This window comes from Shewanella psychrophila (assembly GCF_002005305.1).
GTDB lineage: Bacteria > Pseudomonadota > Gammaproteobacteria > Enterobacterales > Shewanellaceae > Shewanella > Shewanella psychrophila.
Map to the genome: position 1 here is coordinate 2994460 of NZ_CP014782.1, position 15539 is coordinate 3009998.

Here is a 15539-nt window from a genome sequence, read left to right on the forward strand (position 1 = left end):
TTTGAGGCATTAAAAAAGCGCGTTCTCATCGAGACCGCGCTTAGTATTCTATGACATCTTCAGCAAATTAACAGAGTGGTATAGCGGCTTATCCCAATACAGGCTCAGCTTTACTCTTCTTGATAAATAAACACGCCATAATTGTCAGACCCGTCGGCAGCAACCAGGCCATACCTTCATTGTGCATTGGCATGAAATCCACCCAACTCATGTCGATACCAGCAGCTTTAAGGCCATCGATAATACCAAACACCAAAGCGACGCTGAGCACGATACGATGAGAAAGCTCAGGCATGGCAAACTTATCCGTTAAGAAAGTCACTGCAACCAGCGCTATTGCAACAGGATAGATGGTGTAAAGCACTGGCACACTGATGCTGATTAATTGTGAAAGGCCAACGTTTGCCACAGTGGCACAGGCCAGACTCATGATAACTACAAATAGCTTGTAGGAGATACGTGGGAACAGTTCATTGAAGAACTCGGCACAGGCCGTTACCAAGCCAATAACCGTAGTTAAACAGGCTAACGTGACCACGGCTGCCAACAACATCTGCCCTAGGCTGCCAAACTCATGGTTCACATAGTTAGTTAAGATCATCCCGCCATTGTCTGCACCTTTGGCGAGTTCACCGGCAGAGGCACCAAGATAAAAAAGAGAAATATAAACGAATGCCAGGCCGGCTGCGGCAATCAAAGCGGCTCTAATCAGGTATTTAGTCTGATCTTTACTGTCATTCACCCCTTTTCGACGGAGAATATCGATAATCAACATGCCGAAGATGAGCGAGGCCAAGGTATCCATGGTGTTATAACCTTCCAATATACCTTTGGTCAGCGGGTTAGTTTGATAATCACCCACTGCTTGACCGACCTCAGAACCCGGCAACACCATGACTGAGATGGCTAAACCTACTAGAAGAAAAATCATGATAGGCGTAAGTATTTTACCTACACTGTCGAGTAACTTCCCAGGGTACAGCGCCAGTAGCATGGCCGCACCGAAGAAGATAATTGTATAAATAAGTTGGGATACATTAAGCGCAATGCCAGCAATCATAAATGAAGCATGACTGTCGGCGAGGAAAGGTTTAAAGCCCATTTCATAAGCCACTAAACCCGCTCGAGGGGCCGCGAAAGCAGGACCTATTACGATATAGATGGCGATTGCAAATATAGTGGCGGCAAGTGGTGGCAATAAGCCCATCACCTTACCATTCGCCTTAGCAACGGCAATCAGGGTGATCAGGGGCAAAGTGACTGCCGTGATCAAGAAGCCAATCATGGCTAAGGTCATATTTTCACCGGCGAGGTAACCTGCCAATGGCGGAAAAATAAGATTTCCAGCGCCCAAGAAGAACGCGAAAGTCATAAAGCCTAACCCTAAGGTATCAGCCATGCTCATTTGTTTGTTTTGCACTTTTTGCCCCATCATCTTTTATTATTTTGTAACGATCTCAATTTATTAGGCCAATCACAGACTCTGTAAATGGAGATTATATTTGTGTAAACTTATTATTACACGAGTCCATGGTCAATTCGGCCAATACTTGGCGAGTTTATGAACAGAAGCGGGAGTAGCTGACGCTAACATTACTAAAAACTGGCTTGCCTAGCCTGAAAAAACGCCTAAAGTCCTATTCCAGAGGCATACTATTATCAAATACAGCATAAATTGACAAGGAACCTACTCAAATCAGGAACGATCGGCACCAAAAATACAACAAAAGCACAACACACCATTAAACAAGCTCACAGGGCAACAGCATCCAACATCTAAAACGAGTTGACACAACAAACCAGTAACAAAATAAAACTGCCCCTTATGTGAAAGCAATTAACCTATCCCAGCCGATGGAGTACAATCCGGCCACCTAACTTTTCATTTCAGAACAGATCAGACCCGATGCCATTTACCTTCAAGCAATTTCATATAGATGACCATAACTGTGGCATGCCTGTTAGCACAGATGGCGTGATTCTCGGGGCCTGGGCACCTCTGACTCAAGCTAATAACATTCTCGATATAGGCGCGGGAAGCGGATTACTAAGCTTGATGGCCGCTCAACGAAGTGAAGGGGTGATCACCGCGATCGAACTAGATGAAACCGCAGCATCAGCTTGTGAGAACAATTTTCAGGCCTCTAACTGGGCTGAGAGGTTGACAGTAGAGCAGTGTGCGATTCAGGACTTTGCCCAACAGCATCTGGATACTCAAGAAAAATTTGATCATATCATCTGTAATCCTCCCTACTTCAAAGGCGGAACCCAATCTCAGAATCAACTTAGGGCAAAAGCCAGACATACCGATACTTTAGATTTTTCATGTTTGATAAAAGCGATAACTCGTCTCTTGGCAGTCGATGGCAGCGCTAGCCTCATCCTCCCAAGTCAAAGTATGCCTAAGTTTCAGGATGAACTTGCAGGCTCATCTCTCATCATAACCCGAGTCATGGATATTGCAGACTCGGCAGTCAAACAGCCTCACAGACACGTGTTTACTTTAGGTCATAGGCAAAATTCTCAACTTGAGCAGAGCAATCGAATCGACACTAGTCACTTCTGTATCAAGGAACATGATGGCAGTTACACCCAAGAGATGATCGCCCTCATCACAGGTTTTTATCTCAAGTACTAGGCTTACTTCACGTCGAATTAATCTCCACAAGGGCTAATGATTTAGATGAAATACTAAGGTAGTTTGGTGTATAATGTGCGGCTATTATTTATTGAGAACGCTGCGCATGCTATTTGAAGACTTCCTGCTTGATCCTATTTTACTAGAGTCATTAAAAGCCATGGGCCATAAAAAGCCTACCACGATACAGCAACAAACCATTCCATTGGCGATGGAGCAGAAAGACATTTTAGCTCGAGCACCCACAGGGACAGGCAAAACTGCCAGTTTCTTGTTGCCAGCGATCCAACATATCATAGACTTCCCTCGTCGCTTCGGCGGTCAGGCCCGTGTCCTCGTTTTGACACCGACTCGTGAACTTGCCAGCCAAATTCATCGCTATGCCTCGCATCTGTCCACAGGCCTAGATCTCGATATCAGCATCATCACTGGCGGCGTGCCTTACGGCCCACAAGAAGAAGCTCTGAAGAACAATGTCGATATCTTAGTCGCCACTCCAGGGCGTTTGATGGAATATCTAGATAAAGGCCACTTCAATGCCGAAGAGGTTGAAGTGCTAGTTATCGATGAAGCCGACAGAATGTTAGATATGGGTTTCTCCGCCGTAGTCGAAACCATAGCCATCGAATCCGTTGGTCGCAAACAGACCATGCTCTTCTCGGCCACATTAGAGGGCAGTGACGTGGGACGTTTCTCACACCAATTGCTAACCGATCCAGTAAAAGTAGAGGCAGAAGCACCTCGCAGCGAGAAAGCCAAAATCCATCAATGGATCCATGTTGCCGACAATAAAGAACATAAATTCGCAATGCTTTGCAGCATCCTCAAACAAGAAGATGTGAAACGAGCCATAGTATTTGTCAAAACCCGCGAAGGTGTAGCAAGCTTAGATGGTTTGCTACAGAGAGAAGGGATAGTCTGTAGCTTTATGCGTGGTGACATGGAGCAGAAACAGAGATTTCAGGCGTTGGGTCGCTTCACTAAAGGCGAGGTCAATGTCCTGTTAGCCACCGACGTTGCCGCCCGTGGTATTGACGTCGACGACATCACCCATGTGATCAACTTCGATATGCCAAGATCTGCTGATACCTATGTACACCGTATTGGACGTACCGGCCGTGCAGGCGCTAAGGGCACAGCGATCTCCCTGGTCGAGGCTCACGATATCCGCGTTGTCGGTAAGATCGAACGTTACACGGACCAGCTTCTTAAGCGTAGATTCGTCAAAGGTCTTCGCCCTAAGAACAAGGAAGCTAAGCCACCGGGGAAAAACAAGGTTAAGCCGGGTGCTACTAAGACATACAGTAAGAAAAATAAGAAGAAAAAGAAGTAACTTTTTCAGCTCATTTAATTCTTATTCATAAAAAAAGAGTCGCTAATCGCGGCTCTTTTTTTACATTTTTTTGTAGAGAAAAGATATGCCAGTAAAGCTAAGATAACGGCTACGCCTATTCGACTGACCCCGCCCTGTTAGTAAAAGCGAACTGTGTAGCGTCTTCTTTTCTGTAGGAGGGTGCTTCAGCCCCGAGGTTCATGGATTCATCCTCTCCCAGCTAAAGCCAGTCCTACTGGCATCATAGCGAGCCACTAACCTAAGCGGCTTTCAACCTAAAAAAACGCTACGTCTTCTAACCTAGTTCCTAGACCTCTAGCAACTAGTGCCTCCCTTCCTCTCTATATACCCGCTAAAACGCTAAGTAATTTATACATTTATTTTACAAAAACAGATTTATCCGACCTTAATACTCTGGTAATTTAAATAGTAGAAAAATTTCAGCAAGGAAAAGCGGGAAAATAATAATGATAAAAACAATCCTGAGAAGATCTTCTCCCCTATTGATTCTTTTAGTTTTCGGCGCCGCGGCAGCAATTCTCATCAGCACCAAGGAAGCACCAGAGCAGAAAGAAGATGAAGTACCTGTGCCCATCATAGATGTTATCCGTGTCGAACAAAAAACCGTATCTTTAAACTTACCCTCCTACGGTGTCGTCACTCCCAAGAACAAAACCCAGCTTGTGACAGAAGTTCAAGGACGCATGCTGACCATAGCCCCTAATTTTGTCGCCGGTGGTGTCGTTAAAAGAGGCGAACAACTTGCCGTTATCGAGCCTTCCGATTATGAAGCCGACCTGATGCAAGCTCAGGCCTCTCTAGCCCAAGCCGAAGCCGCACTGGAAGAAGAGGTCGCTCGAGGCGAAGTGGCTAAGAATGATTGGAAAGGATTCGATGGTGGCATTCCACCCGAGCTTGGTTTACGTCTTCCTCAACTGAAAAAAGAACAAGCCAACGTTAAATTCCAGCAGGCAGCACTGGCTCGCGCTCAGCGTAACCTTGAGAGAACCATCATTCGTGCACCTTTCGACGGCATCATCAAGTCAAGAAATGTCGATTTAGGTCAGTACGTTACCTTAGGCACCAACTTAGGGGAACTCTACGATACCCGAATCGCCGAGATCCGTTTACCTCTTGCAAATAATGACCTCGCCTATCTGGAGTCCGTCGATAACCCAGATACGCAAGTAACCCTAAGCGCATCTTTAGCCGGTAAAGATGTCACCTGGAATGGGACTATTGTGAGAAGCGAGGGTGTTATCGATGCCGAAAACCGCATGGTCTATCTGGTTGCCGAAATTCAAGATCCTTACCTGAGAAAAAACCGAACTGAGGGACAACTTCCCCTTAAATACGGCAGTTTCGTTACCGCCGTAATTAAAGGCCGTACCGTAGACGGTATTGTACAGTTGCCCCGCCACCTTGTGCGTAACGGTCATGTGGCCGTAGTATCCAGTGATAATGTTATTGAGATCCGTGAAGTCAATGTGGTCAGAACCGATATAGACAGTGTCTATATCAAGGACAGTCTGGCCGATGGAGAGCGTATCTCACTGACTAAACTCAATAATATGTCTACCGGACAGGTCGTTAAAATCCTAGGTGAGATGAAAAAAATTGATATAGGAGTTGATGCTCCGGATCCACAGACCAAGGAGCAGCGACTCGCTAGCGCGGGTGAGCAATAATGGATGTGCAAAATGTGGATCCTCAAAAAGGCATAATCGCCTGGTTTGCCCGCAACAGTGTTGCCGCCAACCTGTTAATGGCCTTCTTAATTTTAGGTGGCCTGTTTAGTAGTTACTTCTTGGTCAATAAGGAAATTTTTCCTTCCTTCGAGCTTAATTACCTGCAGATATCAGTAGCTTACCCTGGCGCTGCGCCTCAAGAGATTGAGGAAGGGATTAACATTAAGATTGAAGAGTCCATCCAAGATATCAATGGCATCAAGAAGGTCACCTCTGTGGCCAGTGACGGCTTTGGTAATGTCACCATAGAGGTAGAAGATGACTATGATCCTCAGGATATTCTCGATGAAGCTAAACTTGCGATAGATGCAATTTCAACCTTTCCCGATAATATTGAAAAGCCAAATATTTTTCGCATCAAACCAGAGAATAATGTTATCTGGGTCTCAGTCTATGGCGACCTGACTCTCCATGAGATGAAAGAATTAGCGAAATCCATTCGAGAAGATATTACGTCTTTACCAGCGGTGACTCGGGCAAAAGTCACAGGTGTACGTGACTATGAAATAAGCATTGAACTGTCTGAAGATAAACTTAGAGAGTATGGCCTGAGTTTCACTCAGGTCGCTCAAGCTGTACAAAACTCATCAATAGACCTTCCCGGCGGATCCATTCGTGCCCAAGATGGTGATATCTTGCTACGAACTAAGGGCCAGGCATACACAGGCGAAGACTTTGAAAAAATAGTCGTCAGCACTCGGCCCGATGGTAGTCGCATCATGCTGCCACAGGTTGCCGAGATTAAAGATGACTTCGAAGAGCGCCTTGAATATACCCGCTTCAACGGCAAGCCCGCGGCAATCATTGAAGTTAGTAGTATCGATGACCAAAATGCCTTAGATATCTCGGCTCAAGTAAAGTCCTATATCGAAGACAGGCGTGCGACACTTCCAGCTGGTGCTCAGCTAGATACCTGGGGCGACTTGACTCACTACCTTAAAGGCCGTCTGAACATGATGTTATCTAACATGTTCTATGGTGCGTTACTGGTGTTTCTAATTCTGGCCATTTTTCTGGAGCTCAAGCTAGCCTTCTGGGTCATGATGGGCCTGCCTGTGTGTTTCCTCGGTGCCATGTTATTGATGCCGGTCGAGCCTTTCTCACTCTCCATCAACTTGCTGACTCTGTTCGCCTTTATTCTGGTGCTGGGGATCGTGGTGGATGATGCCATCGTCATCGGCGAGAGTGCCTACACAGAAATAGAGCGCCACGGCCACTCACTGGAAAATGTGGTCAGGGGAGCAAATAAGGTTGCCATGCCGGCAACATTTGGCGTATTAACCACTATCGCAGCATTTATTCCAATGTTGATGGTCTCTGGCCCCCAAGGTGTCATCTGGAAATCTATCGGTATGATAGTGATCCTCTGCCTGATATTTTCTCTGGTAGAGTCTAAGTTGATTCTTCCAGCTCACCTCGCGCATATGAAGCCTAAGAAACCTAAGTCTCAACTGGGAAAACTTGGGCTGTTTAAGGCCAACTTAAACGACAAGATCCAATATTTTATTCATCATAAATATCGCTACTTTCTCGAGCGCTGCATCAAGCAAAGATATAACGTAGTTGCGATATTTATCGGGGTATTGATCCTGTCCATCGCCTTAGTCGTCAGTGGCAAGATCCGCTGGGTATTTTTCCCTGATCTTCCCTCCGACTTTATTCAGGTACAGTTGGAGATGGATGAAGGTAGCTCAGAGACCAATACCTTAAAAGTGGTCAAAGAGCTCGAAGAAGCCCTCTACGCCATGAATGACAAGATGATGTCTGAAAATGGCTACGAAGTGGTCAAACACAGCTTTATCGACATGAGTTCGAGAACCTCAGCCTTTGTGTTCGCCGAGCTGACTAAGAGTGAAGACCGTGAAGTTGATGGTGTCGCTATTGCCTCTGCCTGGCGTGAACAGCTACCTGAGTTGATTGCCGTCAAAAAACTCAATATTAACGCCAGAACCAATGACAGTGGCGGCGATATCTCTTTCAGATTAACCGCAAGCAATCTCGAGCAGCTATCAATGGCTGCAACAGAGCTAAAGCAGAAGCTGAAAACCTATGAGGGTGTCTACGATATTTCAGACAACTTCTCATCGGGTAGCCATGAGATACGCTTAAAAATCAAACCAGAAGCTGAGGCTCAGGGGCTGACACTGTCAGATCTGGCCAGCCAAGTTCGTTATGGTTTCTATGGTTATGAAGCCCAGCGTATCCTGCGCAACAAGGAAGAAGTAAAGGTGATGGTGCGCTATCCCCTCGAACAGAGACGTACTGTGGGCCATCTGGAGAACATGATGATCCGCACTCCGACTGGTATCTCAGTGCCTTTCTCTACCGTTGCCGATATCGAAATGGGCGACTCTTACTCTTCGATAACCCGGGTCGATGGACGCCGTGCCATTACTATCATAGCCAATGCAGATAAAAATAAGGTCGAGCCTTCTAAGGTAGTCACAGAGATCCAAAATGATTATCTGCCTTATCTGGAAGGTAAGTACCCTGCAATCTCGACAGCACTGGATGGTGGTAGCGCCGATGAGCAGAGTGCCTTAATTAGCCTATTACAAGGTTTCTTCTTTGCACTCTTTACCATCTATGCCTTGATGGCGATCCCGCTGAAATCATACAGCCAGCCGCTGATCATCATGTCGGTGATCCCCTTCGGCATCATTGGCGCCTTGTTTGGTCATCTTCTATTAGATTTGCCACTCAATATCTTAAGCCTGTGTGGTATTGTCGCCTTGTCAGGTGTAGTGGTGAATGACTCACTGATCTTGGTCGACTTCGTCAATAAGGCAAGAGCCCAAGGTCAATCGATTACGCAAGCTGCTATTGAATCAGGATGTTACCGTTTCAGGGCTATCATCTTAACTTCTATGACCACCTTCGTCGGTCTGGTGCCCATTCTGTTAGAGAAAAGCTTGCAGGCACAAATCGTCATACCTATGGCAACGTCACTGGCATTTGGCATAATATTCTCGACGGTAGTGACTCTAATTCTGGTACCACTTTTGTACGTCATATTGGATGATATCAAACGCGCCAGCCGCCGCTTCTACAACTGGTGGTGGCAGCCAAAGGAGCAAACATCTCATACTCGAGGGGCGGGCTCTGTGAATAGAAGCGAGTAGATAAACCCTCGTTCCCCTCAGTGAGCTTGCGAATGGCCTAGGTACTAGAAACTAGGCCATTTAAAAACCTATAAATATAATACTTCCACTTCCGTGATCCCTTTGGCAGTTTAAAGCCCCATCCTTATCTACACTAAAGCCCAGAGAATATAATCTTGGGCTTATACCATTCCGAGTAAGTATCGGATCATTCAGCGGGAGTTCAAAGCGCTGTAGGCAAGGCGAATTTTTGAAGCTAATCGTTATTCTCGGCAACAAGCTCCTGCGTTGCTCTACCTCCTGCATCCATGCAGTCGTATATCGAGAACATTCAACGTAGCATAAACCCGTACCGCGTGAGGCTCTCAGTGTTTCCACTTCGGTGTTGCATTGACTTAAAAAGGAATAACCATTTCCTCATCAATGCGCCTTGAATCGGAAAAACTAAGGGCCTCTGAACTGACCACATACTTATATGAAATGGTATTATATGGCTAACTCAACCTTAGTTTACGATATTCGTGATAGTCGCTATCTTAATATTACCGGTCGATGCACCCTGCGTTGCCAATTCTGTCCTAAACATAATGGCAGTAAACAAGTCCATGAATATCAGTTAGCTCTAGATCATCAGCCCACAGCCGAAGAGTTCATTCCCCTCCTTGGTAACGTCAATGCCTTTGATGAATATGTCTTCTGCGGCTATGGCGAACCCACTCTTAATTTAAATACCTTAATTACTGTGGCAAAGGAGATTAAGCTCAGAGGCGGCCAGGTAAGAATCAATACCGATGGTTTAGGCAATTTATTTCACCGACGCAATATATTACCTGAACTTGCTCCTTGGGTAGATAGCCTGTCAATTTCACTCAATGCAGACAATGAAACCGCCTATCTGCTGCACTGTAAACCTAAATTAAAGGGGAGCTATGACAACGTTAAAGCCTTCATTCGACTGGCAGTCGATACTATCGACTCAGTGCAGGTCTCGGCCATAGAGGGGCTGGATGGGGTTGATATTGAGGCGTGCCGAGCTTGGGTAGAACGCAGCGGCGCGGAATTTAAACATAGGAGCTTAGGTGTAGTAGGCTAACTATATCCGCTCATCATCTCCTTGGTGGACAAGAAGCTCATTAGCTTGAACAAAACTAAGGTTATCTTGGTGTAACCAGCAGTGTTCGAAAATTTGATTTATGTTAATATGATTTCCCATAAAGCAAACAACAAAAATACCTAGATGTTGACGCCAAAACTATCACCTCTTATCCCTGCCCAAGATATTCATTGGTCAAATCAAAGACTCTTGTCGGTAGCGACACAGATCTTCATACTGATAATCAGCGTGGTATTGCTCAGTAACGTCATCATCACCCTAGGCGAACGTAGACTACAAGAAGACTGGGCGACTCAGAGATACAGTGAACTCCAGGCTGTAGGTACCTTGATCGCAGATAAGGTCTCTTTCCAGCAGTTTCGCACTCAGATGTTTGCCAAGTCAGAACTCCTCAAGCGCTACCTTGATGTGCCTAGCATTCCAAGACAAGACAAGCTGGAAAAAAACTGGGATGTAATCACTAGTAATATTCCTGAGCTATTAGATATCGCCTTGTTTGATCCTCAAGGTAACTTCAAATTTGCTACCAGCGATAATTTCGGTCATGAACCTCTGCCTCCTTCCCTGCTCGGCGGCTCTAGAAATATGGGAGGCAATGAGATATATACCTCTCCACTGGAGTTTAGTCCGGTCAATGGCAAGCTAGAACCATACATGTACCAACTTGCCTGGCTTGAAAACCCAGATCAGAGTGTTCGAGGCTATTTAGTAACATACAACTCCATGTCTAAAATGCTAAAGAGCATTAAGCCTGCGTACTCCAGCACTCAATCGCCGCTTTTGATGTTAGATACTCAAGGGTTACTCTACGCAGGTGCAGATTCCCGTCCGTCATTGAAACGTGTTCCCGATACTATGGGAGGCAGCCTAAAGCAGAGGTATCCAGCACTTTGGCGTAAGATGGCCATGAGTAATTTTGGTCAGTTTCACGGTGATAATGCCACTTTTGTTTATCTTAAAGTTGAGCTTACCACCCAGTACGAGACCCGCAGGGAATACTTCCTGGTATCTTACGTGCGCAATGATGATATTGCAGCCAACTTCTCTCAGTGGCGCACCATACTTATGGGCTGTGCATTTATGCTGACTCTGTTGGCCTCTCTGCTCATTCTGCTGAGTCACTTTTATCGTTTAGAGCAGAGATCCAGACAGTTCAGCATAGAGCTATCGAATCGCCTCTTCCATCGGCAGGTGGGGTGCATCATAGTCAATAATAACAATCGGGTGATCTCGGCGAATGAACTGGCGGCAACTCAATTATCTTTGCCTAAAGATGAGCTACTCGATCGCAGTCTGCAGAGGATCTTACAGCTTGAGGATGATGACTATGAACATATCATGGCTCAGATCCAGCAAGAGCAAGAATGGAAAGGTGAACTTAGTCTGGATATGGGAGCCGAGGCACAAGCCAAATTAATAGCCCATATTAAAACTCAGGCCTCTAAAGATGAACAGAGAGCCTATCTAGTCATCACCTTCGAAGATGTCAGCCAACTCAAGCATGCCCAGCAAGATGCCTATCTGAGTAGAGTCTTAAATAACAGTGGAGTGCCGACGGCCTTGATTCAGGCTGACGGCACCATCATACGTGCTAACCCAACGTTTGAACAAGAGATGCTATTAAACACTGAATCTACCAATATCATTGATACCTTACCCAATGATTTAGGCAGTAAGTGGTCCCAGATTTCTCAGCTGATTTTGCTTCAGGGAAGTTGGAAAGGTCAGGTATTGTGTGCATCATCGAGTACTGATACCTGCTTGCAAGCCACACTCAAGGGACATATTGATGCGTCCGGAGAGCTGGACTATATCGTCTGTACCTTCGAACAAGCAATCATCAAGAATAACCATGATGAGTCAGGTGTACTGGTGCCTCATCGCTCGACTATCTTAGTCAACTATAGAGATCTTGAAAGCTACTTCAATTCACTAGAACAGAGCAGTAAAGATCGTTCTAGTCTACTCCTGATAGATATCACATCTGAGAGTATGTTGAGTCATATGAGTGATATAGGACTCCTGGAGAGCAGACAGAAAGAAGTTGAGATTTTTCTTCTCAGAGAGCTACCGGCCAATTATCAGATGTCACACTGGCAACTGGGTAAACTCATCTTCATCTTGCCAGATACAGATGCAGATCAGGCGCATCATTTCGCCATAAAGTCTTTAGCTAGCCTTAATGATATGGGACTGGGTCAAGGTATCTGTATGGGAATAGCGTCATTCCAGCCTGAGCAGAATCTCGAACAATATTTGGGAAATGCCGAGGTCGCACTTAAGCGAGCCAAGCAGATCGGCGAGCAGAATATCTGTCAGGCGTTTACGCGTTAGCGCTGAGAAAGTTCCTAAGCTCTAGGAACTTATACTATTGCTTCTATGCCTTCTGGCAACTCACTCTGACTGATATCGATTATCGTAGAGCGATTCATAGTGATCTTGTAACGGGCATATTGTACTTCGTCTTTACCATCTTTCACCGCTAAAATCAGGTTGATCTGATAACGGCGCTCCACCGAATCATTACTTATTTTACCATCCTGTTCCTTGTATATCTTCGCCTTTCCTCGTTCTAGATAGCGGGCAAATGGCGCTAAGCTAAAGTTTACCTGCTCCTGTATCGAGGTATAACCAGCCAGAAATTCCTTCTGAGTCACGCGAGTATGAATGCCATAGTGCAGCACTTCAGCATCGAGTTTATTTTGTCTGTGGCGCCGTTTAAGAATTTCAGCAACTTTATCCGGTAGCTCCATAGATTTCATAAAGTCTAACCAAACTAGCTGCTTAGCAATAGGAGCCTGACTGTTGGTGTCTCTGAGTAATCGACTCCACTTAGGCCTGCCCTTCTGTATCAGTCGCCAAAGCGCATTACGGATATCTTCTTTAAATATCTCACGAAAACCATAGATCACGGCCAGAGTTAGCACTAAGGCTATGGTCAAGCCGCTAAATACACCCTGAGCCTTGATAATAAGCGCCGACACCACCAACATCACCATTGCCGTTGCAAAGCCAGTAGTCATCTTCTTAAGGCCTATGCCTAAGGTTTTCATCTCCTCTTTTAACACTACACCTTGCTGTATTAAGCGTCTCAGTAGCAACATCTTGTTGGAGATACGATTAGGATCTTCCTTAGTCTGTTGAGAGTTATACCGCTTAGTTTTTCTATGCTCGCTCTCAGCCCTACACAGGACAATAGCGGCATCTAAAGTTTCACTGTACTCGCTACTTCTTGGCGCCCGCGATAATAGCTTGAGCAACCTCTGCTCACAGAACCAGGAGAGGTAATTGTCGGCGTTCTCAAAATAGGATTTCCATTTAGGATCGCTGGGTTCATTACGGCGAAATTTTTTCAGCAGCTGGCTCACCAAGTCACACAGACCTTGTAGAGAGTTGAAGAACTCTTTAGGATCTTCAATCTGTTCCAACTCCTTGCTGTCCGTCTCGATAGCAACTGAGAATTGATAGGCGAACAGGTTTAAATAGAGGCGAAACTCCTCCACTGTACGCTTCTTCTGACTGGCAAAGCGGCTCTGTACCAGAGGTAAGTGAAGCCCGGTAGAGTAATAAGAACGTCGCCCAGTGATGGCTGAATGATAATACTCTTCTTCATTGAGGCTCTGAGGCCCTATTCCCATCTCTTTAGGAAGAAAGAAATAAAGATCCAGACGTCGGTTATCTCCCACCTTCATCTGATGGATAAACTTAATAGAAAGCGACTCTTCCTGTTTGACTTTGATCTTAGACACTTAATTTCAGTTCCCTTTAAATGCAGTAAACGAACCAGCAAACATTGTGAATATTAAGTTCCAGCTAATGCCTTATAGGTTTGCGAGTAGAAACCTCTATGACACGTACTAGGCTTGGCGAAAGGCATGGAAACTAATCTTTAGGGACTATTTACTATGGTAATGTTTTATACGCTGCAAAAGCACGATCTCTTCTCATATCCGCCAAAAAGGCCATATAAAGAGTAATAGTTTGATCACTTTCTCATGCAGAAAAATACAAGAGGTAGGTTTAGATAAAATAGTTAAAAAATTAATAGGATATTAGATTATAGTATAGTCTAAAACTCTATTAATACCATATCAGAAAATATTAGAAATAGTAGAAAACTTTATCTTTGAAAGGCACTTCTCGATTAAATACCTTTCAAAAGCATTAATGACTACAGGATTAATCGAGCTCGCAGATCCAGATGCCATTACCTGGATTAAACTGAATGACAGCATAACCTTCAGCATTATTCATCTCTATAATCTGCAGATCGAGATTAGCTATTTTTGAATGCTCTAAGGCCCATTTTGCCGAATCAATTATGGATGACATATGGGGTGGAATAGCGTTTTGACCAAAACTAAGTTGAAACTCCCCTGCATCAATCAAAAATCTATAGGTCAAATTAGCAACATCAAGAGTATCTAGAACGCCTCTGAAGGTGATCTTACCTAAGGGACTATCTTTGCGGTAAAACTGATAATTTAAAGTGACCAGTTTAGCCTTAGTTTCAAGGGTTAGCGTTAAATCCAAATCATCCGAAGCATCTTCCCCATATGAGCTACCCGTGCAAACCAGATCAATCCCATCTTCACTTAAATGATAATAGTGCAAGCCAAAGACTAATATTACAACAGCAAGTAAACTGAACAATATAGGCCAAGCCTTAAGCCTAAATTTGTTTCTAGGAGAAAAATCAGCCACAGATACCGGTCCTTTTCAGCCATACCGGATTGACATAATCCATGCTAGCATCAGGTGAAACACCTTTAACATTTCTCACCTCGGTACCGCTATAATTTTTCCGCTTTAACACTATGCTGGTCACTCTCTGATTATGAGTAAGTGACACAAAAACATCATCCCATAATATGCTGTCGCAAAGCTCAAGTTGCTTTATAAAAAAACTTGATCGTTTTTCAGTATCAGCTATAGCTTCCCCTTCATTAAGTACTGGGTAATAAGAAACTACACCTGACGATGTAATAATTTCACGCTTATTCAAGTACTTTATTGATTCTGAAGGATCGAAAATTGAATGAACGAAGATAATCAATAACAAGATCTGTGCGATTAAAAGTCCGTACTTCTGCTTAGTCATACCCACTAAGGGGCCAGAGAGAGTATGATTTATAGAAGCCTTCATTCTAGTATGCAGAATGAAACCCTGATCATCTATCGTCTCTAACAAAGGAGCAGATTGCTCGCCCAAAAAAAATCTGAGTCTATCGATCGCTTCTTGTAATTTAACCGGTGTTCTCTGCTCTTCTGGTAGTTGCTGTAAAAGCTGCTCCTTTGATAACACCTGCTCCCTGAAACGTACTAATAGTTCGAGTACGGCAAACTCCACCGAAGGCATCTTCCAGCTAGTATCATTTATCTGATTTGATAGTGTGGTTCGCTTCATATCAAACCAACAGCAACCAATTTGCATAGTTAGCGGCTCAATTTATCTTATGGTCAAACATTGTATCTATTCCCATCACTGGAGTCAGCGATCGAAATTACCTATCTACAACCAATGAAAGGAAACGTGATTAAGTGCACATAAGCGATTGATAATATTAAACAAGAATTAATACAAATTAGCACGGATGTAAACTTA

General features: G+C 44.6%; 10 protein-coding genes. 6 read left to right on the forward strand and 4 right to left on the reverse strand.

What is annotated here, in order from left to right; translation table 11 throughout:
• Positions 1-88 precede the first annotated feature (88 nt).
• Positions 89-1432 (reverse strand): branched-chain amino acid transport system II carrier protein, encoded by a 1344-nt coding sequence (gene brnQ, locus sps_RS12925; protein ID WP_077752908.1) that lies wholly within the window; start codon positions 1430-1432, stop codon positions 89-91.
• 474 nt (positions 1433-1906) lie between these two features.
• Here brnQ and sps_RS12930 point away from each other — a divergent pair, with 474 nt between their 5' ends.
• The 6 genes from sps_RS12930 (at position 1907) to sps_RS12955 (ending at position 12268) form a co-directional block, all read left to right on the forward strand.
• Positions 1907-2638 carry a tRNA1(Val) (adenine(37)-N6)-methyltransferase gene (locus tag sps_RS12930; RefSeq protein WP_077752909.1) on the forward strand — a complete coding sequence of 244 codons (732 nt, stop codon included), beginning with the start codon at positions 1907-1909 and terminating at the stop codon, positions 2636-2638.
• A 106-nt stretch (positions 2639-2744) separates the two neighbouring features.
• Complete coding sequence (gene srmB, locus sps_RS12935; protein ID WP_077752910.1) at positions 2745-3971, forward strand: ATP-dependent RNA helicase SrmB; 1227 nt, start codon at positions 2745-2747, stop codon at positions 3969-3971.
• 467 nt (positions 3972-4438) lie between these two features.
• Entirely contained in the window at positions 4439-5659 is a 1221-nt protein-coding gene (locus sps_RS12940) for an efflux RND transporter periplasmic adaptor subunit (protein WP_077752911.1), read from the forward strand.
• A 14-nt stretch (positions 5660-5673) separates the two neighbouring features.
• A complete protein-coding gene (locus sps_RS12945) occupies positions 5674-8841 on the forward strand; it encodes an efflux RND transporter permease subunit (protein WP_077755672.1) in 3168 nt (1055 codons plus the stop codon).
• A gap of 469 nt (positions 8842-9310) precedes the next feature.
• Entirely contained in the window at positions 9311-9913 is a 603-nt protein-coding gene (locus sps_RS12950; RefSeq protein ID WP_077752912.1) for a TatD family nuclease-associated radical SAM protein, read from the forward strand.
• Positions 9914-10057: 144 nt separating this feature from the next.
• Entirely contained in the window at positions 10058-12268 is a 2211-nt protein-coding gene (locus sps_RS12955) for a PAS domain-containing protein (RefSeq protein ID WP_077752913.1), read from the forward strand.
• A 29-nt stretch (positions 12269-12297) separates the two neighbouring features.
• On the opposite strand, the gene sps_RS12960 is transcribed toward sps_RS12955, so the two are convergent.
• From sps_RS12960 to sps_RS12970, 3 genes are all read right to left on the reverse strand, one after another.
• Positions 12298-13683, reverse strand: coding sequence for a hypothetical protein (locus sps_RS12960; RefSeq protein ID WP_077752914.1), 1386 nt, complete (start codon positions 13681-13683; stop codon positions 12298-12300).
• A gap of 430 nt (positions 13684-14113) precedes the next feature.
• On the reverse strand, positions 14114-14638 hold the full coding sequence (locus sps_RS12965; protein WP_077752915.1) for a hypothetical protein: 525 nt from the start codon (positions 14636-14638) through the stop codon (positions 14114-14116).
• A complete protein-coding gene (locus sps_RS12970) occupies positions 14631-15341 on the reverse strand; it encodes a helix-turn-helix domain-containing protein (RefSeq protein ID WP_237158070.1) in 711 nt (236 codons plus the stop codon). Before sps_RS12970 ends, sps_RS12965 begins: the two co-directional genes overlap by 8 nt.
• Between the last annotated feature and the right edge of the window lie 198 nt (positions 15342-15539).

Excerpts from the sequence above, each read along its gene's own strand:
- brnQ (WP_077752908.1), bottom strand. The coding sequence starts at position 1,432 with ATGGGGCAAAAAGTGCAAAACAAACAAATGAGCATGGCTGATACCTTA.
- sps_RS12930 (WP_077752909.1), top strand. The coding sequence starts at position 1,907 with ATGCCATTTACCTTCAAGCAATTTCATATAGATGACCATAACTGTGGC.
- srmB (WP_077752910.1), top strand. The coding sequence starts at position 2,745 with ATGCTATTTGAAGACTTCCTGCTTGATCCTATTTTACTAGAGTCATTA.
- sps_RS12940 (WP_077752911.1), top strand. The coding sequence starts at position 4,439 with ATGATAAAAACAATCCTGAGAAGATCTTCTCCCCTATTGATTCTTTTA.
- sps_RS12950 (WP_077752912.1), top strand. The coding sequence starts at position 9,311 with ATGGCTAACTCAACCTTAGTTTACGATATTCGTGATAGTCGCTATCTT.
- sps_RS12955 (WP_077752913.1), top strand. The coding sequence starts at position 10,058 with ATGTTGACGCCAAAACTATCACCTCTTATCCCTGCCCAAGATATTCAT.
- sps_RS12970 (WP_237158070.1), bottom strand. The coding sequence starts at position 15,341 with ATGAAGCGAACCACACTATCAAATCAGATAAATGATACTAGCTGGAAG.